The organism is Neobacillus jeddahensis, assembly GCF_000612625.1.
In the GTDB taxonomy this organism is placed as follows: Bacteria; Bacillota; Bacilli; order Bacillales; family Cytobacillaceae; genus Neobacillus; species Neobacillus jeddahensis.
In genome coordinates, this window is record NZ_CCAS010000009.1 from 1 (window position 1) to 19,598 (window position 19,598).

20 protein-coding genes are annotated in these 19,598 nt (G+C 41.0%); 15 read left to right on the forward strand and 5 right to left on the reverse strand.

Features of this window, described 5'->3' with window-relative positions:
* Window positions 1-94 precede the first annotated feature (94 nt).
* Window positions 95-340, reverse strand: coding sequence for a YczF family membrane protein (locus TY15_RS25435; RefSeq protein ID WP_476738869.1), 246 nt, complete (start codon window positions 338-340; stop codon window positions 95-97).
* 163 nt (window positions 341-503) lie between these two features.
* Between TY15_RS25435 and TY15_RS06065 the strand changes: the two genes are divergently transcribed.
* The 3 genes from TY15_RS06065 to TY15_RS06075 are packed head-to-tail and all read left to right on the forward strand — an operon-like array spanning window position 504 to window position 4,435.
* Window positions 504-2,087 carry a spore germination protein gene (locus TY15_RS06065; RefSeq protein ID WP_040209539.1) on the forward strand — a complete coding sequence of 528 codons (1,584 nt, stop codon included), beginning with the start codon at window positions 504-506 and terminating at the stop codon, window positions 2,085-2,087.
* Window positions 2,087-3,292 (forward strand): Ger(x)C family spore germination protein, encoded by a 1,206-nt coding sequence (locus tag TY15_RS06070; protein WP_040209458.1) that lies wholly within the window; start codon window positions 2,087-2,089, stop codon window positions 3,290-3,292. Before TY15_RS06065 ends, TY15_RS06070 begins: the two co-directional genes overlap by 1 nt.
* 24 nt (window positions 3,293-3,316) lie before the next feature.
* A complete protein-coding gene (locus tag TY15_RS06075; RefSeq protein ID WP_040209456.1) occupies window positions 3,317-4,435 on the forward strand; it encodes a GerAB/ArcD/ProY family transporter in 1,119 nt (372 codons plus the stop codon).
* Window positions 4,436-4,486: 51 nt separating this feature from the next.
* Here TY15_RS06075 and TY15_RS06080 read toward each other — a convergent pair whose 3' ends face one another.
* From TY15_RS06080 to TY15_RS23475, 4 genes are all read right to left on the reverse strand, one after another.
* A complete protein-coding gene (locus tag TY15_RS06080; RefSeq protein ID WP_040209455.1) occupies window positions 4,487-6,160 on the reverse strand; it encodes a PAS domain-containing sensor histidine kinase in 1,674 nt (557 codons plus the stop codon).
* A gap of 143 nt (window positions 6,161-6,303) precedes the next feature.
* Entirely contained in the window at window positions 6,304-6,558 is a 255-nt protein-coding gene (locus TY15_RS06085; RefSeq protein WP_040209454.1) for a YpbS family protein, read from the reverse strand.
* A 54-nt stretch (window positions 6,559-6,612) separates the two neighbouring features.
* Entirely contained in the window at window positions 6,613-7,116 is a 504-nt protein-coding gene (locus tag TY15_RS06090; RefSeq protein ID WP_040209453.1) for a GNAT family N-acetyltransferase, read from the reverse strand.
* A gap of 204 nt (window positions 7,117-7,320) precedes the next feature.
* The gene (locus TY15_RS23475) at window positions 7,321-7,473 is read right to left on the reverse strand and encodes a YpzG family protein (RefSeq protein WP_074432776.1); all 153 of its coding nucleotides are present in this window, start codon (window positions 7,471-7,473) and stop codon (window positions 7,321-7,323) included.
* Between the two features lie 347 nt (window positions 7,474-7,820).
* Between TY15_RS23475 and TY15_RS06095 the strand changes: the two genes are divergently transcribed.
* The 12 genes from TY15_RS06095 (at window position 7,821) to TY15_RS06150 (ending at window position 19,547) form a co-directional block, all read left to right on the forward strand.
* Window positions 7,821-8,999 (forward strand): acyl-CoA dehydrogenase family protein, encoded by a 1,179-nt coding sequence (locus TY15_RS06095; RefSeq protein WP_040209452.1) that lies wholly within the window; start codon window positions 7,821-7,823, stop codon window positions 8,997-8,999.
* Between the two features lie 48 nt (window positions 9,000-9,047).
* A complete protein-coding gene (gene fabG, locus TY15_RS06100) occupies window positions 9,048-9,812 on the forward strand; it encodes a 3-oxoacyl-ACP reductase FabG (protein WP_040209451.1) in 765 nt (254 codons plus the stop codon).
* Window positions 9,813-9,830: 18 nt separating this feature from the next.
* Window positions 9,831-10,280, forward strand: coding sequence for a MaoC family dehydratase N-terminal domain-containing protein (locus TY15_RS06105; RefSeq protein WP_040209449.1), 450 nt, complete (start codon window positions 9,831-9,833; stop codon window positions 10,278-10,280).
* Window positions 10,277-10,678 (forward strand): MaoC family dehydratase, encoded by a 402-nt coding sequence (locus TY15_RS06110; RefSeq protein ID WP_040209448.1) that lies wholly within the window; start codon window positions 10,277-10,279, stop codon window positions 10,676-10,678. Before TY15_RS06105 ends, TY15_RS06110 begins: the two co-directional genes overlap by 4 nt.
* Before the next feature lie 123 nt (window positions 10,679-10,801).
* The gene (locus TY15_RS06115; RefSeq protein ID WP_040209445.1) at window positions 10,802-11,569 is read left to right on the forward strand and encodes a class II aldolase/adducin family protein; all 768 of its coding nucleotides are present in this window, start codon (window positions 10,802-10,804) and stop codon (window positions 11,567-11,569) included.
* A 68-nt stretch (window positions 11,570-11,637) separates the two neighbouring features.
* The gene (locus TY15_RS06120; RefSeq protein WP_040209443.1) at window positions 11,638-12,549 is read left to right on the forward strand and encodes a ketopantoate reductase family protein; all 912 of its coding nucleotides are present in this window, start codon (window positions 11,638-11,640) and stop codon (window positions 12,547-12,549) included.
* A 29-nt stretch (window positions 12,550-12,578) separates the two neighbouring features.
* On the forward strand, window positions 12,579-14,183 hold the full coding sequence (locus tag TY15_RS06125) for a long-chain-fatty-acid--CoA ligase (protein ID WP_040209441.1): 1,605 nt from the start codon (window positions 12,579-12,581) through the stop codon (window positions 14,181-14,183).
* A 37-nt stretch (window positions 14,184-14,220) separates the two neighbouring features.
* Window positions 14,221-15,369 carry an acyl-CoA dehydrogenase family protein gene (locus tag TY15_RS06130; protein WP_040209440.1) on the forward strand — a complete coding sequence of 383 codons (1,149 nt, stop codon included), beginning with the start codon at window positions 14,221-14,223 and terminating at the stop codon, window positions 15,367-15,369.
* 24 nt (window positions 15,370-15,393) lie between these two features.
* Complete coding sequence (locus TY15_RS06135; protein ID WP_040209439.1) at window positions 15,394-16,575, forward strand: thiolase family protein; 1,182 nt, start codon at window positions 15,394-15,396, stop codon at window positions 16,573-16,575.
* Between the two features lie 28 nt (window positions 16,576-16,603).
* Complete coding sequence (locus TY15_RS23935) at window positions 16,604-17,413, forward strand: hotdog fold thioesterase (RefSeq protein WP_052353710.1); 810 nt, start codon at window positions 16,604-16,606, stop codon at window positions 17,411-17,413.
* Between the two features lie 132 nt (window positions 17,414-17,545).
* Entirely contained in the window at window positions 17,546-18,751 is a 1,206-nt protein-coding gene (locus TY15_RS06145; RefSeq protein ID WP_040209438.1) for an acyl-CoA dehydrogenase, read from the forward strand.
* Window positions 18,752-18,773: 22 nt separating this feature from the next.
* Complete coding sequence (locus TY15_RS06150) at window positions 18,774-19,547, forward strand: SDR family oxidoreductase (RefSeq protein WP_040209437.1); 774 nt, start codon at window positions 18,774-18,776, stop codon at window positions 19,545-19,547.
* Window positions 19,548-19,598: the final 51 nt, after the last annotated feature.

Sequence of the window (19,598 nt, forward strand, 5' to 3'; positions counted from 1 at the left end):
TGTAGACAAACTCGAAAATTTTCGAGTTTGTCTACAGTCTGAGAGCTCCCAATGACAATGGGAGCTCTTTTCATTTGATCGTTTCGCTTGGAGATTAATTAGAGGGGGTTTGACTCTGGCGTTTCTTTTTAATGTAAGATGCCAGGGATTTAAAAATAAAGAATAAGCTAAATAAAAAGACAATGATATATTCGGCTGGTTCCATTACTCGGAAAGGGTTGAGAGCCTTCCAAACAATGCCATTAGGGTTGGTGCCCATTAGAATATCTAACCAAATAATTAGGGATGATAATCCTCCAGCAATTAATAGAGTTACGAAGAATAGTTTCAAACAATTCACCTTCTATCCACATTATTGATAGTATTTTGAGAAAGTAGATACCTTATACGCTATTAACAAGAAGAATATTGCGTAAATGGATATTCCTGAACACCTTGGGTAAAATAGCCAATAGTAATACTTGGAAGTGGGGTGGAAGCTTGTGTCGATATTGTCAAGTATCATGAAAAAGAAGAAAAAACAGCGAAAGAATGATAATTATAGGCAAAAACAAGATCCACTTAAGCCAGAGGATTTACCGATCCTTAGAGAGTATAAAGAAAATATTAGGCGAATCAAAGAAGAATTTGGAGATAGCGCGGATATCGTCTGTCGAGACTTTAAAGTGAGCATCCATAAAGGTGCTTTAGTGTATGTAGATGGATTAGCAGATAACAAAGTTGTTAGTGATTTCTTATTAGAACCATTCATGGAGAAGGAAATCATTCCAGAACGCATCGATATTTTTCAATACGTACTCGATCAAGCCGTGGCATTAGGGAGTGTTGAGTCCATTGCTGATTGGAATAAAGTCTATGATTCATTACTGTCTGGGAATACGATTATTTTTTTAGATGGGTGCACGAAGGCAATCAGTGGAGAGACGAAGGGATGGGAAAAACGTTCCATTTCGGAGCCGACTACCCAACTTTCCATCAGAGGGCCGAAGGATTCTTTTACAGAAACGCTTAGAACTAATACCGCCTTAATCCGGCGCAGGATAAAAAGTCCTAATCTTTGGTTAGAATCGTTCAAAATAGGAAGGGTTTCTCAAACGGATGTTGGCATTATGTATATTAAAGGAATTGCTAATGAAAAGATTGTGAAGGAGATTAAAGAAAGACTAGGGCGAATTGATATGGATTCGATTATTGGCTCAGGCTATATTGAACAATTAATTGAAGATCAGACGTGGACCACATTTCCTACTACCTATCATACTGAAAGACCTGATGTTGTAACCTCACAATTACTTGAAGGAAGAGTGGCCATTATTGTTGATGGGACACCCTTTGTTGTAACGGCACCAGCTATTTTTATTCAATTTTTTCAGGCACCTGATGATTATTATTCACGATTTGATATTTCAACAGGGATTCGAATTTTAAGAATATTGGCTTTTTTAATAGCCCTGATGGGGCCGGCCACCTATATTGCGGCAACCACCTTCCATCAAGAAATGATACCGACGTCAATGGCAATTGCGATTGCCGCTCAACGGGAGAATGTCCCGTTTCCCGCATTTGTGGAGGCATTAATCATGGAAGTTACCTTTGAAATCCTCCGGGAGGCTGGGCTAAGATTGCCAAGGGCTGTCGGCCAAGCCGTTTCCATTGTTGGTGCGCTTGTTATTGGGCAGGCTGCCGTACAGGCTGGCTTTGTTTCCCCAATAATGGTAATCGTAGTTTCGATTACGGCGATTGCTAATTTTTCAACGCCAATTTTTGCGATGGCGATTGCAGCTAGACTTCTCCGCTTCGCCTTAATGGGATTAGCGACTATTTTGGGGTTTTATGGAATGATGCTCGGGCTTATTTTTATTACTATTCATTTATGCTCGTTACGTTCGTTTGGGGTGCCTTATATGATGCCATTAGCCCCATTTAACATCAATAATCAACAAGATGTGTTTGTTCGTTTTCCAATTTGGGCATTTAAGAAAAGACCTCCATTTATGAGTAAAGGGAATATTGTTAGGACAGGAGAAAATCAAAAACCGGATCCGCCGAAACCTAATGACATCCAGGAAACAAAGGGTGACAAATAATGAAGAAAGTCTTGATGGTCCTATCCATTGTCGTTATGATTTTACCCATTCTTAGTGCTTGTTGGAATCAAAAGGAACTCACTGACTTAGCCTTTGTGATGGCCTTAGGGGTGGACAAGGGCGAAAATAATAAGTTTACCCTCTCATTTCAACTTGTAAATCCGGGCAATGTTTCTTCCGCGCAAACGGGGGGAGGACAAGGGCTACCAATCGCTGTTTATAAAAGTACGGGTGATACCTTAACAGAGGCAGCTAGAAATGCTACAAAAAAGGTTTCTAGGCGGCTTTATTATGCGCACACCAATATTGTTGTGATTAGTGAAGAAATAGCAAAGGAAAATATGCTTGATGTCTTGGATGCATTAGATCGCGATCCAGAATTTCGAACCACAACTGAATTAATCATTGCAAGGGGTTCTACAGCGGAAGAGATTGTAACGACTCTTACGATTCTTGATAAAATCCCAGTTAAAAGTATTTCAAATCAAATAAAATCATCTGAAAGTATGCTGGGTGAAAATATGAGCATTAATATTGACGATTTCCTTAGCGGATTATTAAGCAAGGGGAAACAACCGATTCTAAATGGATATAGGCTTCGTGGAAAGAAATCAGGAGCAAAGAAAGCAAGTAATCTGCAAAAAACGACTACAGATGCCTATCTTGAATCGGATGGGTTAGCAGTATTTCATGATGGGAAATTGCAAGACTGGCTAAGTAATGATGAAGCAAGAGGGGTCATCTGGATACTTGATAAGCTGCAAAGTACCGACATCAATATAAATTGGAATGGGAAGAAGAAGGCCCTTACGGTGGCACCGATACGGTCTAAAACAAAAGTTTCTGCAAAGGTTATTAATGAAAAACCTCTCATTAATATAAAAATCGAAAATGAAGGGTGGATTAGTGAGGCCAACACCAATATTGATTTGACCAATCCTGATGTAATGAATCAAATCGAAAAAAAAGTAGAAATTGAGACAAAAAAACAAATATTAGCGACAGTAAAGGCAACTCAACGATTAAAGAGTGATATCTTGGGTTTTGGCGAAAAGGTGCATTTGGCCAATCCTCGCTTGTGGAAACGAATTCAGAATCAGTGGGACGAGGAATTTGCTGACTTAGACGTGAATGTAAAAGTTGATTTCTATGTTCGTAGAGAGGGAATCCGCACAAAACCATTTTGGTCAACAATGAAACAATGAATCGGTCGAGAGAGGAGGGAGTGAATGGAAAAGGCAAAAATCAATGCTTCACAACTATTTGTTCTAGTCGTTATGTTTGAGATGGGGAGTGCTATTCTTGTTGGGTTAGGAGCAAGTGCGAAACAAGATGCATGGATTGCCATTTTAGTGGGGTTAGCTGGAGGGCTCGTCCTATTCCTGGTTTACTACCGTCTCTATATGTATTATCAGGATATTCCTTTAACCAGTTATGCGCAAAGGATTACGGGAAAATGGGTTGGCCGTTTCATCGGTTTGTTATATATTATATATTTCCTATATTGTGCGGCAAGGGTATTACGTGACTTCGGAGAATTATTAACAACGACCATCTACACAGGTACGCCTTTAATTGTAATTAATTGCTTAATGATTTTTACAATTATTTATGGTATTCATAAGGGTTTTGAAGTAATTGCCAGGGTGGGACAACTTTTTTTAATGATTATCTATTTTTTGGCCATTGTTGGCTTTGGATTAGTTATTTTTTCTGGGTTAATTAATCTTGAGCATCTTCGCCCTATCCTAGAGAATGGCTGGAAACCAGTAATGAGCACTGTTCTTGGCGAAACACTCACCTTCCCTTTCGGGGAAATGGTTGTTTTTACGATGATTCTGCCCTACATCAATAATCCAAAAAAGGTGAAAGTAGTTTGTCTGAGTGCAATGGTCCTAAGTGGAATAAATATTGCCTTAACAGCCGCCATTAATGTTTCTGCCTTAGGCACCGATTTATTTGTTCGAGCTAATTTCCCACTACTTTCAACCATTAGCAAAATTAAATTAGCTAATTTTATCGAGCGACTGGATGTGCTGTTTATGCTCTATTTAATGGTAGGTGGTTTTTTTAAAATATCATTATTCTTCTATGCGGCAGTGGCTGGAGCAGCTGATATTTTTAAATTTACGAATCAAGCTCAATTAAGTTTTCCATTGGGGACCCTAGTTTTATTTGCCTCGGTAACCATTGCCTCCAATTACGCGGAACACATTAAAGAAGGGCTAAGTATAGTTCCCATTTATTTGCATTATCCATTTCAGGTCGTGATTCCAGTCTTTCTTCTCATTATTGCGTTCTTTCGTAATCGAAAAAAAAATGCGGAAGCAACGTCTAATCCGTCTTAGGTTAATAGACAAAAAAACTGCCTTTGATGATGACCATAGGCAGTTTTCAGTTTACGATCGTGAATGTAAATTCTGTACGACCTTTTTATTTGAATGATCCTGTTTAATAGGGAGGGTAATTTGAACGGAAGTACCTTGATTTTTTTGGCTAGTAAAACGAATCGTTCCATTATGTGTTTGGACAATTTTAAAGCTGACGGTTAACCCTAAGCCTGTCCCTTTTTCCTTAGAAGAGTAAAAGGGTTCGCCAATTTTTTCTAACCGTTCTTTTGAAATGCCATAACCATTATCCTTCACCGTAATCAAAACCTGCTCATCTACTGATTTCGCTAGTTCAATCGTAACGGTCCCACCTTTTTCGGAGGCCTCGATGGCGTTTTTTAGGATATTAATAAATACTTGTTTTAGCTGATTTGGTTCACATTCAATGTAGAGATTTTCTTCATGGAAAAAAGAATCAATCCTTACATTATAATAAATGGCTTCTGAACTTAATAACGATACCACGTCATTTAATAATTTTTGAATAGACGCTATCGAAAACTTAAAATGCTGTGGTTTGGCAAGTAACAATAGTTCACTAACAATATGATTGATCCGGTCTAGTTCATCCAACATGATTTGATAATAATATTGATGTTTTCCATCCTCCATTTGTAAAAGCTGAACGAAGCCCTTTAACGAGGTAAGTGGATTACGAATCTCATGTGCTACACTAGCTGATAATTCTCCGACAACGGAAAGCTTTTCTGTTCTTCTTAAGCGCTCCTCTGTGGCCCTAAGAGCGGTAACATCTCGGCCATAGCCAATAATCCCTGTGATTTGACCATTAACAATAATTGGGAGGGATGTACATTGTAAGGTAATGTTCGTTCCATTCGCATGAGGGAAACTCATCTCATATACGATCGGCTTGCCATTTTCTACAACAGAGGAAATAAAACTAGTTAAAAACCTTTTATATTTTTTCGGCAATAATGTAGTGATACTTGTGCCAATCATCGCCTCCCGCTTAAAACCTGTAATCACTTCAAAGTGGGGGTTAAGATTAGTGATGATTCCGTTAAGGTCCAGCATATAAACGATATCTGGACTATATTCAAATAAAGATTTATATTGTTGCTGACTCTCTGCTAGCTGTTTGGCCATCTCCCTTTTTTCCGTAATATCACGACTGATGATGACTAACCCTTGTCTGCTGCCATCGGCATGAAAAAGGGGAACCTTGATGGTATCAAACGTTTTCCACGAACCATTTGGAAGGGGAAGTACCTCTTCAATTCGGAGGATTTTTCCATTTTTCCAGGCTTGCTCATCGGATTGCTCAACGGACTTAAGGACATTTGCGTAAAATTCAGTGTAGTGGGCTAGCTCAGAATCCTTCTTCCCACGATAATCGACATGCTCAAGCTGAAACAGTTTCAAACCATAGTCATTGGTTTCAATCCATCTGCCTTCTCCATCCTTAAAATTAACAAAGTCCACCATGGAATTAATAAGTGTGGAAAGGCGATTTTGATCTTCCCGCGAAACCATTAACTCTTGTTGCTTATTGATATAAAAGTAGATAAATCCTCCTGTAACGATGATATAGAGAATTTCTTTTAATCTTTCTAAAAGATGAATATAAGGGGTAGGGATAAATTCTTGAATGAGGTAATTTGAACCATATATCCAAATAATACTACTAATAATATAAAGGATAACGAGCTTTTTTTTATCCATGAAAATCTCCTATTCTTTCAAAGAAACCAGGGTCCGAGAATGAAAGTAATAATTATTTCTCCTCTGATATACTACTAGATAATTGATTAATTTGGAATACGGAATAAGGATTTACAATTTAATGGAAATAAAAAAAGAAGCCTTTAAGACTTCTTTGCGTATGCCTTAACCATATCGATGGAAACTAATTTACGATTTGGTACGATTCCCTGTCTTGTCAGGGCATTAATTTGCTCTGTAATTTCGTTGATTTTCTCGGTCGTAAATGGTTTTCCCTCTTTACAACATTTCAAGGCTTCCTCAATATAAAATTCTCTTTGTTGGTCGAGTAAGAGAAAAGTAGCTATTTGTTTGTTTTGTTTGTTTACGTGTTGAGTAATCGCTTTATGTACACTCATGTATTTCAGCTCCTGTTCATCATGTATAATCTGGTCGTACGGCCAATGAAGGTATTAGCCAATTCTTTTTCCAAAGATAAGTAAATCTCTTTCTACCCCATCTAATTCTGCTACATTCGGAAAATGGGCCCACTTTTCAAATCCAAAGCTTAAAAACAGTTTCGTACTTGGTTCATTATGTCCAAAAATAAACCCGAGCAATGTCTTGATGTCAAGTTTGGGGCAGGCATCAATGGATTTTTGAATAAGATATTTACCAAGTTTTCTGCCCCGAAAATCATGATGGATATAAATGCTGATTTCTGCGGTATGATTATAAGCGGGTCTGCCATAAAATGATTGAAAGCTGACCCACGCACAAATTCTGCCATTGGTTTCGACCACCCATAAAGGACGAAAAGTAGGTGTATGCTCGTTGAACCATGGCTCTCTAGTTTCCACTGACACTGGTTCTAAGTCGGCTGTCACCATTCTGCTGGGAATGGTTGAATTGTATATGTCCACTATAACGGGTAAATCTTCTATTTCTGCATCTCTTATTGAGAATTCCTCAAACATATCCCTATTCCACCCCAGTTTAATAATATGTAATTAGATTTATGATAGCCTTCCAATCCTATATTTTCAATATGAACTTTTCTGAAAAATTTTATTTTCATGAAAAAAAGAAAGACCCAGTCTCGAAAATTGCATCGAAAAAGGGTCTTCCTTTTTGTACTAATTGTTTTTTAGACAATCAGTTTCGTTTCGCTGCCAAGACTCCTACCAGCGGTGAGCCTTAGCATTACTCCTTAAGATGATTTGGTTTTGCGACATTTGCGTTTGCCCGTTCACCTGTGCTTTTTGGTGTTTCGGTCTGGTAAAAGTGTGGTGAAAAAGCTCTGAGTGTGGATCTAATTGATCTCGATAGCTCATCAACAATCACCTCATCATAGGATTTGAAACGAGGATATTCAATTTGAATACCACTAATATCATTTGCCAAAAAGAAAGGAATTAGTCAAAAACATTATATTAAGTAAAGTAAAAGAAAAGAGCTCAGTTTGTATGCGTTAATTAAAAATAAAAAACAGAAAAAACCTTGTATTATCTGAAAGTTCGGAATAAAATATAAGTAACATACCAACCGGTAGGTATGTATTAAATGTTTTTTGCATATGCTTTTTAAGAAGTTAAAACTAGATTAACAGAATTGTTGCAAGCTTTTGAGGATCTACGACCAGTTTTTACCATTCAAAAGAATGAGAAATGGAGTGATGGAAATGCATTTGCGACTAACCGATGAACAAAAAATGGTCCAAAAAACTATTAGAAGATTTGTAGAAAAAGAACTCATTCCACTTGAAAATGATGTTTTACGAAACGAACGAGAAGGTAAACCAAGTCTCCCAGCTGGAAAGCTTAAAGAGCTGCAATTAAAGGCAAAGGAAGCTGGCTTCTGGGGAATTAACACACCAGAAGAATATGGGGGCGCTGATCTTGGCCAAATGATGATGGCGATTGTTTTAATGGAGGTTTCCAAAACATTTGTGCCATTTTCCTTTGGTGGCGGTGCAGACAATATCCTTTACTATGGAAATGACGAGCAGAAGAAAAAGTATTTATTGCCAACCATCAATGGTGATAAGAAATCATGTTTTGCCATGACTGAACCTGGTGCAGGCTCTGATACACGAAATATTAAAATGACAGCCGTAAAGGATGGCCATGAATGGGTGTTAAATGGTGAAAAGACCTTTATTACAGGTGGCAATGAAGCAGACTTTGTAATGGCGATCGCAATTACGGATAAAGACTTACACCAAACTACACATGGGCGTGAAGGCGTTACCTGTTTTATCGTTGACCGCGACATGGGCTGGAAATCCGAGTATATACATACGATGGGGGAATGGGGTCCGGCAGGCTTGGTATTTGATAATGTACGCGTTCCTGAGGAAAATATTCTTGGCGAATTGCATAAGGGGTATAACCTAGGGTTGGAGTGGATTGGGTTTGCTAGATGGGTCGTAGGTGCAAGAGCAGTTGGAACCGCTGAACGCCTCTTACAAATGGCGATTGACTATGCAAAAGAACGAGTGACGTTCGGAAAACCGATTGCAGAACGCCAAGCAATCCAATGGCAAATTGCCGACTCAGCCGTTGAAATTGAAGCAGCCAAATGGCTCGTCTTGAATGCAGCCTTTACACTTGATAATGGCGAAGATAATCGTCATCTAGCTTCGATGGCAAAGTTATACGGGGCAAATATGGGGAACCGAGTGGTTGACCGAGTTTTACAAATTCACGGTGGTATGGGGTATACAAGAGAATTGCCAATTGAACGCTGGTACCGTGAAGCAAGACTATGGAGAATTTATGATGGTACAGACGAAATTCAGCGCATGATTATCTCACGTAACTTAATTAAAGGTCATGTCAAGGTAGGCCAATATATTTAAGGACTGATTGTAAGCGCTATCTAAAATATTTTTGCAGGAGGAATCGAAATGACAGGAAGATTTGCGGGGCGAGTTGCATTTGTAACAGGAGGAAGTCGGGGGATCGGAAAGGGAATTGCCGAACTTTTTGCATCTGAGGGGGCAAAAGTGGCGATTGTTGACCTAAATGAAGAGGCATTGACGGAAACATCAAAAGAATTCACTGAAAAAGGCTATGAAGTCTTTGCGAAGGTAGCCAATGTTGTCGATGCCGAACAAATAGAAAATGCTGTTAAAGAGGTTTACAACACCTATGGTTCGATCGACATTCTTGTCAATAATGCCGGGGTCATCCGAGATAATCTCTTATTTAAAATGACGGATTCAGATTGGCAGACCGTGATGGATGTCCATTTGAAGGGCTCGTTTAATGCGGCACGTGCTGCTCAGAAATATATGGTCGAAAATAAATACGGACGAATTATTAATATTTCTTCCACTTCGGCGCTTGGTAATCGTGGTCAAGCCAATTATGCGGCGGCGAAAGCGGGCTTGCAGGGCTTCACAAAGACACTGGCAATCGAATTAGGCCGGTATGGAATCACTGCCAACTCCGTTGCACCTGGTTTTATTGAAACAGAGATGACGAAAGAAACGGCAGCGAGAATTGGGATTCCATTTGAACAATTAATCCAAGCAAGTGTAGCTAATATTCCTGTCGGCAGAAGTGGTAAACCTGCAGATATTGCCAATGCTGTTGCCTTCTTTGCAGATGAAAAATCATCGTTTGTTAATGGTCAGGTAATCTATGTCGCGGGCGGACCAAAATGTTAACTTGTGAGGTGAAAGGATTTGTTTAAAGAGCAAATTGGTAAACAATCGAGCAAGGTGAAGAATGTGGTTGAACGAGGGGCAGTTAAGAAATTCGCTGAAGCGATTGGGGACCTTCATCCGATTTATTTTGATGAAGATACCGGAAGATTGTCTAAATATAAAGCGAATATTGCACCACCGACCTTCCCGAGGACTTTTGATTATGGTGATATAGTGGGATTGAACCTACCCGCAAAAGGTTTAATTCATGGGGAACAGACCTTCCATTATGAAAGGCCGTTGATCGTCGGGGAAGAAGTATTTTGCTATTCCAAGGTGAAAAATTATTTTGAGAAAAAAGGGAACTTTGGAGAAATGGGCTTCCTCGTGATTGAAAGCTTTGGGGATGACCAAGCCGGAAACAACATTTTCAGTTCAACCTCAACGGTTGTCATCTCTGAAGCAGTGAGGAAGGTGTTGGTAAAGTGAGTTCACTTTTAGCGTTACAAGTTGGCGAATCCATCCAAGACATTCAGCTTGAGCCGGTCTCGAGGATGGATCTGATTAAATATTCGGGGGCATCCGGTGATTTTAATCCGATCCATACGATTGATGATGAAGCTAAAAAAGCGGGTTTACCAGGGATTATTGCCCATGGCATGTGGACTATGGGCAATCTGGCAAAGCTATTTACTTCGTACTATGAGGAAGGGTTTGTTCAAGATTACTCGATCCGCTTTAAAGGCATGGTCTTTCTAAATGATGTAGTCACGCTTAAAGCCACATTAAAAGAAAAACAGGAGCAGCTTCTCCGCTTTACAGTTCAAGCTGTTAATCAGCAGGGAAATGAAGTGTTAAAGGGCGAGGTCGTATACCGCCAATATTAATGGGAGGGACATAAAGACCCGGCATGGTGGAGGAATTCCGTCTTCATGCTGGGTTTAGTTCTATTAAATAGTAGTGAAAAATAAAGGAATGATATTCCAACTACTTTAATAAAGGGTGATACTATGACCACTAAGCTGAAAGTTAATTATCGGCCGCCCGTTTTTTCTTCTATCGAAGAAGAAAGGCTTCATTTAAAACAAAAACTAGCAGGTGCCTTCCGCTTATTTTCTAAGTTTGGTTTTGACGAAGGGGTTGCCGGCCATCTTACGGCACGTGATCCTGAGCGGAAGGATCACTTTTGGGTAAATCCGTTTGGGATGCATTTTAGTCAAATTAGTGCCTCTGATTTAATTCTTTGTAATCATGAAGGAGTGGTGGTTGAAGGAGATTACCCGGTTAACCGTGCTGCCTTTGCGATCCATTCTCAAGTCCATGCGGCTCGTCCTGATATCATCGCTGCTGCTCATGCACATTCTGTTTACGGAAAATCCTGGTCATCCCTTGGTCGTCACTTAGATCCAATCACACAGGATGCGTGTGCCTTTTATCAAGATCATTCCATATTTGATGATTTTACTGGCGTCGTCCATGACATCGAAGAAGGGAAGCGGATTGGTCATGCACTTGGGGACAAGAAAGCGTGTATTCTCCGAAATCACGGCTTGCTAACAGTGGGCCAGACGGTTGATGAAGCGGCCTGGTGGTTTATTACAATGGAACGTTCCTGTCAAGCACAATTACTTGCCGAATCAGCTGGAAAGCCTATATGCATCGATGATGAGAGTGCCCGTGTAACCTATGATACAGTCGGAATTTCTAGTGCAGGTTGGTTTCAATTCCAGCCATTATGGAATCGGATTGTGAAAGAACAACCAGATCTGTTGGATTAATAAAGTTGAATGTGGGGGGTGAAAGTTTTGCCCTTTGCATTTTTACATAAGTATATGGAGGAAAATAAATGAAGATTGGTGTGGCAGGTTCCGGTGCAGTTGGCGGTTATTTTGGGGCCCTATTAAAAAGAGCGGGTCATGAAGTCACTTTTCTAGCGCGGGGCAAGAGTCTCGAAAGAATGAAGGCAGAAGGGATTACGGTTGAAAATGGTGGAGAGACTTTCAAAGTGGCAGGTACTTTTACCGATCGTTATGAATTATTTTCCGATATAGACCTCCTGCTATTTTGTGTAAAATCAACCAATACAGTGGAGGTTGCTGCTAATTTTCAACCTTATTTAAAAAAATCATGCACAATCATGACGTTCCAGAATGGCGTAGACAATGAAGAAATTCTTAGTGAAATGTTTGGAAGTGGACGAATTATTTCGGTTGCAACGTATATCCAAGCAATTGTGACAGAAACAGGTAGTGTGAAACAAATTGGCGTCACACCAAGACTAATCATTGGCGCATTAGACAATCATTCTGCTAAACATGCAGATGAAATTAGCGCCATTTTTAATGAGGCGAATATTGAAACCTTCCCATCGAACAATATCATAGCTGTTAAGTGGAAAAAACTGCTTTGGAATGTCACATTTAATCCCATCACTGCCTTGATGGAGGCAAAGGTTGGCGCCGTGTATGATGATGACGGATTATACCAAACGGCAATGAATATCTGTAAAGAATCCATACAGGTTGCTAGGGCCTCCGGTATAGAGGTCGAGGAGGATTTTTACGAAACAATCTTTGCGCAAGGACAGCTTGCAAGAGCGCATCAAACCTCCATGCTCCAGGATAAACATAAAGGGAAACCTCTAGAGATCGAATCCATTTGCGGATATATCGCAAAAAAGGGGCGAGAGCTAAAGGTGGAAACGCCGATTCTAGAAACAATTTATCATCTGTTATACTACCAAACTAGTAATTCTTAAAACCAACTCTTCTTGGCGAGGTGAAACACTTGCAAAAACAACATAACCGTTCTTGGTTAAAGCAATATCCAGTGACCACCGTTCAATCCTTTGATATTCCTGAGGAGAATCTTTATTCATTATTAGAAACGACAACAGAAAAGTATGGTCAGCAATTGGCGATAATTTATGAGGAGGAAAGACTGACCTACAAGCAGTTGAAGGATCAGGTAGACCGGCTGGCCAATGCCTGGAAGCGGCTTGGTGCGACAAAAGGAGAGCGCTTAGGGCTAATGGTGTCTAACCACCCCATCTATGTCATTTGCTATTATGCCGCCTTAAAGTTGGGACTTATCATAGTCCAAATCAATCCCCTATATACCTCTAGAGAACTTTTGGAAATATCGCATGATGCCGATTTGAACTATATTATTGCAGAACCGGTAAATTTAGAAAAGATAACCAACCTACAAACATCCTTTGTTTTTAAACATATTTTTGTAACGGAACCAAGCTTGGAGGCTTCTGGCGTTCCGAACATTCCTAGCTTAATCACTAACGCAACTCCCCTTAGTGAAGAAGCCTGTTCAATCATCGCGAAGGAAGAAATTGCTGTCATTCAATATACAGGTGGAACAACAGGAACGAAAAAGGGGGCCATGTTGACCCATTTTAATTTACTGGCAAATGTCCTTCAAAGTAAGGCCCTATATGGAGATAGAATGGGTTTTGGTGAAGAAACGATTTTAACGGCGACCCCGCTATACCATGTCTACGGGATGACGAGTGGGATGAATCTTGGCATATATATCGGTGCGGTGAATGTGTTGGTTAACAAATTTGAGACTGAAAAAGTGCTTAAGATCATTCAAGCGCATCGACCAACATTTTTCCCTGGCGTACCAAAAATGTATCATGCCTTTGTCCACTATCCTAAGATTGATAGCTATGATTTAACCTGCTTCAAGATGTGCTCAAGCGGGTCTGCTCCATTACCAATTGAAATTATCAAGAAGTTTGAGCAATTAACGGGGGTTACCCTTGGTGAAGGCTATGGATTATCCGAGACATCACCGACAACACATCGCAATCCGCCAGGTGGGAAATTGAAAATAGGAAGTATCGGGATCCCGGTCCCAAAAACAGACTGTCGAATTGTCGATGATGATGGGGAGGATTTGCCTGAAAAAACGGTCGGTGAATTATTGATTCGGGGGCCACAGGTTATGCTTGGCTACTGGAAAAAACCGGAGGAAACGAAGCATGCACTTCGAGACGGCTGGCTCCATACGGGTGATTTAGCAACAATGGACGAAGATGGTTATTTTTATATTGTTGGTCGGAAAAAGGAAATGATTTTGGTTGGTGGATTTAATGTGTATCCACAGGAAGTAGAAGGAGTTCTATATGAACATCCCGATGTTCTTGAGGCAGCGGTGGTAGGTATTCCCGACCAGCAAGCAGGGGAAATCGTAAAGGCTTTTATTGTCCCAAAAGATGGAAGAACCATTAATATGATGGAGCTTCAGTACTTTTGTTATCAAAACCTAACTCGCTATAAAGTGCCAAAACAGTTTGAATTAATCGATGCCTTACCTCGAAATACCGTCGGAAAGGTATTAAAACGAATCCTCTTGGCAGAGGCAAAGAACTAGATTTGAACAAAAAGATGAATAAATGGAGTTGTTAGTCATGAACTTTGAATTAGACGAAGATATTCTTTTTCTAAAAAAGAATGTTAGGGATTTTATTCAGACAGAGGTAGAAGCTGTTGCCATGCAAATTGAAGAGGAGAACCATATACCTGAAAGAGTTATTAATCTCTCAAAAGAGATGGGTCTGTTTGGACTTAGTATTCCTGAGGAGTATGGTGGTCTTGGAATTGACATGGTGGGGAAATGTGCATTATATGAGGAAATTGGCCAAACACATAACGGTTACACCACGTTAATTGGGGCCCATACCGGAATTGGTACAGTTGGAATTGTGGAAATGGGGAATGAACAACAAAAACGCAAATATTTACCGGATATGGCAAACGGTGAGAAAATCGGCGCCTTTGCCTTAACAGAGCCTGCGGCTGGTTCAAATGCTGCCAATTTAAAAACCACGGCAGTCAGAAAAGGAGATAAGTACATTATTAACGGCTTGAAACATTATATTACAAATGCTACGGAAGCAAGTGTTTTCACCGTTATGGCGGCGACAGACCCTGAGAAAGGAAGCAAGGGGATTACGTCTTTTATAGTCGAAAAGGATTTTCCTGGTTTTCAAGTTGGGGCGGTTGAGAAAAAAATGGGCCTAAGAGGATCACATTCAGCAGAATGTATTTTTGAAGATTGTGAGGTTCCAGTGGAAAACGTGCTTGGCGTTGAAGGGCAAGGGTATGTCAACGCGTTAAAAATTTTAACGAATGGCCGGGCTGGCTTGGCGTCTCGCAATCTTGGTTCCTGCTTAAAACTCCTCGATATGTCAACGAGATATGCGAGGGAACGCATACAGTTTGGTAAACCGATTATAAGGAACCAGGCAGTCAGTCATATGTTAGCTGAGATGGCTGTTGAAATTGAGGCATTAAGGTCATTCACCTACCGGGTGGCGTGGATGGTGGATCAAGGAATGAAAGTCATTAAGGAAGCGGCTATGTTAAAGCTTTATGGTTCAGAAGTTTACAATCGCGTGGCTGATAAGGCAGTCCAAATTCACGGTGGGCTCGGCTATATTGCCGACTATCCGATCGAACGATTTTTTCGGGATGCGAGAATTACGAGAATTTATGAGGGCACCTCTGAAATACAGAAAAATATTATCGCAGGGCAACTAGAAAAAGAGTACAACTAATCTAGTAACAAAGGAGAATTCGAAATGGATGATATTGTCATTTTAAGTGCCGTGCGCACACCGGTAGGAAGGTATGGGGGTGTCTTAAAAAGTTTGAACTCCGGTACCCTTGCCTCGATTGCTATTAAGGAAGCGGTAAAAAGGGCTGGAATTACTCCAAAACAAGTGGATGAAGTCATTTTAGGTGAAGTGCGGCAGTCAACGGAATCTTCGAACGTGGCCAGGGTAGCGGCGTTGAGAGCTGGTGTGCCTGACACTGTGCCGGCCTTTACGATTAACCGCTTATGTGCATCCGGGTTACAGGCGATTGCTTCCGGTGCCCAACAAATTTCCTTTGGCCAGGCGAATATTGTTGTGGCAGGTGGAACGGAAAGCATGAGTAATGCGCCACTTTATCTGAGGAACACTCGTTTTGGCGGGGACAATTCCAAACTTGTTGATTCCAACACCGAAGCAGGCCAGCAGCCACATGAAATCTACGGCAAAGAACTTGGAATGGGCATCACCGCAGAAAATGTAGCAGAACGGTTTTCGATTTCACGCCAGGACCAAGATAGATTCGCGTTTGAAAGTCAGTGTAGGGCGGCAGCAGCAATCCGGGACAATCGTTTTGCATCCGAAGTGGTGCCTGTAGAGGTGAAGGAGAAAAAAAGTACCTTGACAGTCGCTGTCGATGAACATCCTAGACCTGAAACGACGGTGGAAATGCTTAGCAAACTTCGACCGGTTTTTAAAGAAAATGGGACGGTTACCGCAGGGAATGCTTGCGGCCGGAATGACGGGGCAGCAGCACTTATACTGACCTCAAGTAGTCATGCCGAAAAGCTGGGCTTACGACCGCTGGCAAGAATTGTTGACTGGACAGCAGTAGGGGTTTCACCAGAGGTGATGGGGATTGGGCCCGTTCCAGCGATAAAAAAACTGCTAGAACGCACACAGCTTTCATTGGATGATATAGATCTAATTGAGTTAAATGAAGCGTTCGCCTCGCAGTCCTTGGCCGTGATTCGCGAATTACAACTCGATATGGATAAGGTAAATGTGAACGGTGGTGCGATTGCTCTCGGACATCCACTCGGAGCAACCGGAGCAAAGATTGTCACGACCTTAGTACATGAATTGAACAGACGTCAAGCCAAAAGAGGAATCGCTACACTTTGTGTTGGTGGTGGGCAAGGAATGGCGATGATGGTCGAGCTACTTTAAATTTATTCGACTAGAGAGGGACATTGAAGTGAAACTACCAAAAACCAATTCAACTTTTTTTGATTATATCGGATTTAACAGTGGTTCACCAGATCTGTTTCAACTTGAGCTCGGAATGGGACCTCATCTACTTCAAGATGATGGTACTGTCCATCCAGGGGTTTTTGCAACCATGCTCGATATTACCATGGGTGCGACCATCTCACTCGAGACAAACTCATTTGCGACAACAATCAATCTGAATCTATCCTTTTTTGACCTAGTACCAAAAGAACGTTATCAGGCTGAAACAAGAATCCTGAACAAGGATGATAAATACGTAACGGCAGAAGGCTGCATTTATGATCAGGATAGATTCCTCATTGCAAAAGGGAACGGTACCTTTAAAACGGGCTCGATGATTCAATTTGCTGAAGAAGAAAATGATGAGTCGGTGCCTGTCATAAAAAGAAACGTTTTAAACGATTGGGAAGCGAATCCCTTCTTTACCCATATTGGTTTTGAAGTTGTAAACTTAGAAGAGGATGACATTCTACTAAAACTGCCGTTAAAAAAAGAGTTATTAAATACGAATAAAATGGCTCATGGCGGGGTTCATGCATCCATGCTTAGTACGGTCCAAACCATCTTCCTTCGCAATTTATATAGAGTACCCGTTGTGGCTATGAATTTGGAAGTTCATTATTTTGCCCCAACAAATTCTGGGCACCTCTTTGCCCGAGCTAACATTGTCCAAAAGGGGTATAAACTAGCGACGATTGAAGCGGAAATTGTCGATGAGGATGATCTGCTAATAGCCAAAGGTACAGGAATATTTAAGATATTGAGAAAAGAGTAGCTAGATAAACAATATTCTACTATATTGTTGAAGAAATTGTCGGAAAAATAGTCATTGAATATTCCGATAATTTCTACTATTATAGATTTAGTAACATACCGACTAGTTAGTATGTTGGGAGGAGGGAATAGAATGAACTTCAGTTATTCCGAAAAGGTTAAGGAGTATCAGAAAAAACTAACGCATTTTATGGAAGAGTATGTCTATCCAAATGAAGCGCTCTACCATGAGCAGATTGATAAAAGTAACCCGTTTTCAAAGGTTCCCCCGATTATGGAGGAATTAAAAGAGAAAGCCAAACAGCATGGGCTATGGAACTTGTTTTTACCAGAGAGTGAACTAGGAGCGGGTCTAACGAACGTTGAATACGCACCTCTTTGCGAAATTATGGGGCGCTCTAGTATTGCTCCGGAAGTGTTCAATTGTGCCGCACCAGACACGGGAAATATGGAAGTCCTTGTACGCTACGGAACGGAGGAGCAGAAGGAAAAGTGGTTAAAGCCGCTCTTAGACGGGGAAATCCGTTCTTGTTTTTCGATGACCGAACCAGATGTAGCTTCATCAGATGCAACGAATATTCAAGCAAGTATTGTTCGTGATGGTGATGACTATATCGTTAACGGAACGAAATGGTGGTCATCAGGTGCAGGCGATCCCCGCTGTAAAATCGCGATTGTGATGGGTAAAAATGATCCGACGGCCTCTACATATGAACAACAATCGATGATTCTTGTTCCACTAGATGCGCCAGGGGTAACGATTAAACGGATATTACCAGTGTTTGGCTATGATCACGCACCACATGGTCATGCTGAAATTGAATATAAGAATGTAAGAGTTCCCGCCTCCAATATGCTTTGGGGTGAAGGAAAAGGGTTTGCTATTGCCCAAGGCCGACTTGGACCAGGCCGAATTCACCATTGTATGCGGACAATTGGTGCAGCAGAGCGTGCACTGGAGGAATTGTGTAAGCGTATTCAAGGTAGGGTTGCTTTTGGAAAAAAACTTTCTGACCAGGGCGTGATTCAGGAATGGATAGCCGAGGCAAGAATTGAGATTGAACAATCAAGACTTTTGACGCTTAAAGCTGCATACATGATGGATACGGTTGGGAATAAAGAAGCAAAAGCTGAAATTGCTATGATTAAAGTGGTTGCCCCTAATATGGCATTAAAGGTGATCGATCGGGCAATTCAGGCCTTTGGTGCTGCTGGAGTTAGTGAAGATACACCGCTTGCAGCAAGCTGGGCTAATATTCGGACATTACGATTAGCCGATGGTCCAGATGAAGTTCACAAGCGAGCAATTGCCAGATACGAACTAAAAAAATATCGCTGATTTTTGATTAGGGGGAGTTTCAATGCATGTTCAACAACTATTTGATTTAACGGGTAAAGTAGCGATTGTTACAGGAGGTGGCAGAGGCCTGGGGCAGCAAATAGCCGAAGGCTTTGCTGAGGCAGGTGCCAATGTGGTCGTCTGTTCTAGAAAACTGGAGGCTTGTGAGGAAGTAAGTGAGGGGTTAAAAAAGCTTGGAGTGGAAAGCTTTGCCCTAAAATGTGATGTTTCCAATCCTGAGGATGTACGAAACGTTGTCGAACGAACTGTTGAAAAATTTGGTCGGATTGATATTCTCGTCAACAATAGCGGTGCTTCTTGGGGAGCACCAGTGGAGGAAATGCCGCTCGAGGCTTGGCAAAAAGTGATGAACGTGAATGTGACAGGTACATTCCTAATGTCGCAGGCGGTTGGAAAAGTGATGCTTGAACAAAGATCCGGGAAAATTATCAATATTGCCTCGGTTGCCGGCTTAAAAGGCAGCAATCCTAAATATATGAATGCCATTGGCTATAACTCTAGCAAAGGGGCCGTCATTACTTTCACAAAGGATTTAGCGGTGAAATGGGGACCAGAAGGAATTTACGTGAATGCAATTGCCCCTGGATTCTTCCCGACGAAAATGTCAAAAGGTCTATTAGATCAAGGGGGAGAGGCTATTCTTGAGGGGACACCACTGCGGAAATTTGGCTCAGATACTGATATAAAGGGTGTTGCCTTATTTTTAGCGTCACCTGCGTCTAATTTTGTGACAGGGGATATTGTTGTCGTCGATGGCGGCGCGCATGCTATGTAGCAAGAGATCGTGCTTCATAACTACTACTAATGGTTAATTTAATAAGCGGAA

Excerpts from the sequence above, each read along its gene's own strand:
- TY15_RS06070 (WP_040209458.1), top strand. The coding sequence starts at position 2,087 with ATGAAGAAAGTCTTGATGGTCCTATCCATTGTCGTTATGATTTTACCC.
- TY15_RS06090 (WP_040209453.1), bottom strand. The coding sequence starts at position 7,116 with ATGTTTGAGGAATTCTCAATAAGAGATGCAGAAATAGAAGATTTACCC.
- TY15_RS06150 (WP_040209437.1), top strand. The coding sequence starts at position 18,774 with ATGCATGTTCAACAACTATTTGATTTAACGGGTAAAGTAGCGATTGTT.
- fabG (WP_040209451.1), top strand. The coding sequence starts at position 9,048 with ATGACAGGAAGATTTGCGGGGCGAGTTGCATTTGTAACAGGAGGAAGT.
- TY15_RS06095 (WP_040209452.1), top strand. The coding sequence starts at position 7,821 with ATGCATTTGCGACTAACCGATGAACAAAAAATGGTCCAAAAAACTATT.
- TY15_RS06075 (WP_040209456.1), top strand. The coding sequence starts at position 3,317 with ATGGAAAAGGCAAAAATCAATGCTTCACAACTATTTGTTCTAGTCGTT.
- TY15_RS06120 (WP_040209443.1), top strand. The coding sequence starts at position 11,638 with ATGAAGATTGGTGTGGCAGGTTCCGGTGCAGTTGGCGGTTATTTTGGG.
- TY15_RS06085 (WP_040209454.1), bottom strand. The coding sequence starts at position 6,558 with ATGAGTGTACATAAAGCGATTACTCAACACGTAAACAAACAAAACAAA.
- TY15_RS06080 (WP_040209455.1), bottom strand. The coding sequence starts at position 6,160 with ATGGATAAAAAAAAGCTCGTTATCCTTTATATTATTAGTAGTATTATT.
- TY15_RS06130 (WP_040209440.1), top strand. The coding sequence starts at position 14,221 with ATGAACTTTGAATTAGACGAAGATATTCTTTTTCTAAAAAAGAATGTT.
- TY15_RS06145 (WP_040209438.1), top strand. The coding sequence starts at position 17,546 with ATGAACTTCAGTTATTCCGAAAAGGTTAAGGAGTATCAGAAAAAACTA.
- TY15_RS06135 (WP_040209439.1), top strand. The coding sequence starts at position 15,394 with ATGGATGATATTGTCATTTTAAGTGCCGTGCGCACACCGGTAGGAAGG.
- TY15_RS06065 (WP_040209539.1), top strand. The coding sequence starts at position 504 with ATGAAAAAGAAGAAAAAACAGCGAAAGAATGATAATTATAGGCAAAAA.
- TY15_RS06115 (WP_040209445.1), top strand. The coding sequence starts at position 10,802 with ATGACCACTAAGCTGAAAGTTAATTATCGGCCGCCCGTTTTTTCTTCT.
- TY15_RS23475 (WP_074432776.1), bottom strand. The coding sequence starts at position 7,473 with ATGAGCTATCGAGATCAATTAGATCCACACTCAGAGCTTTTTCACCAC.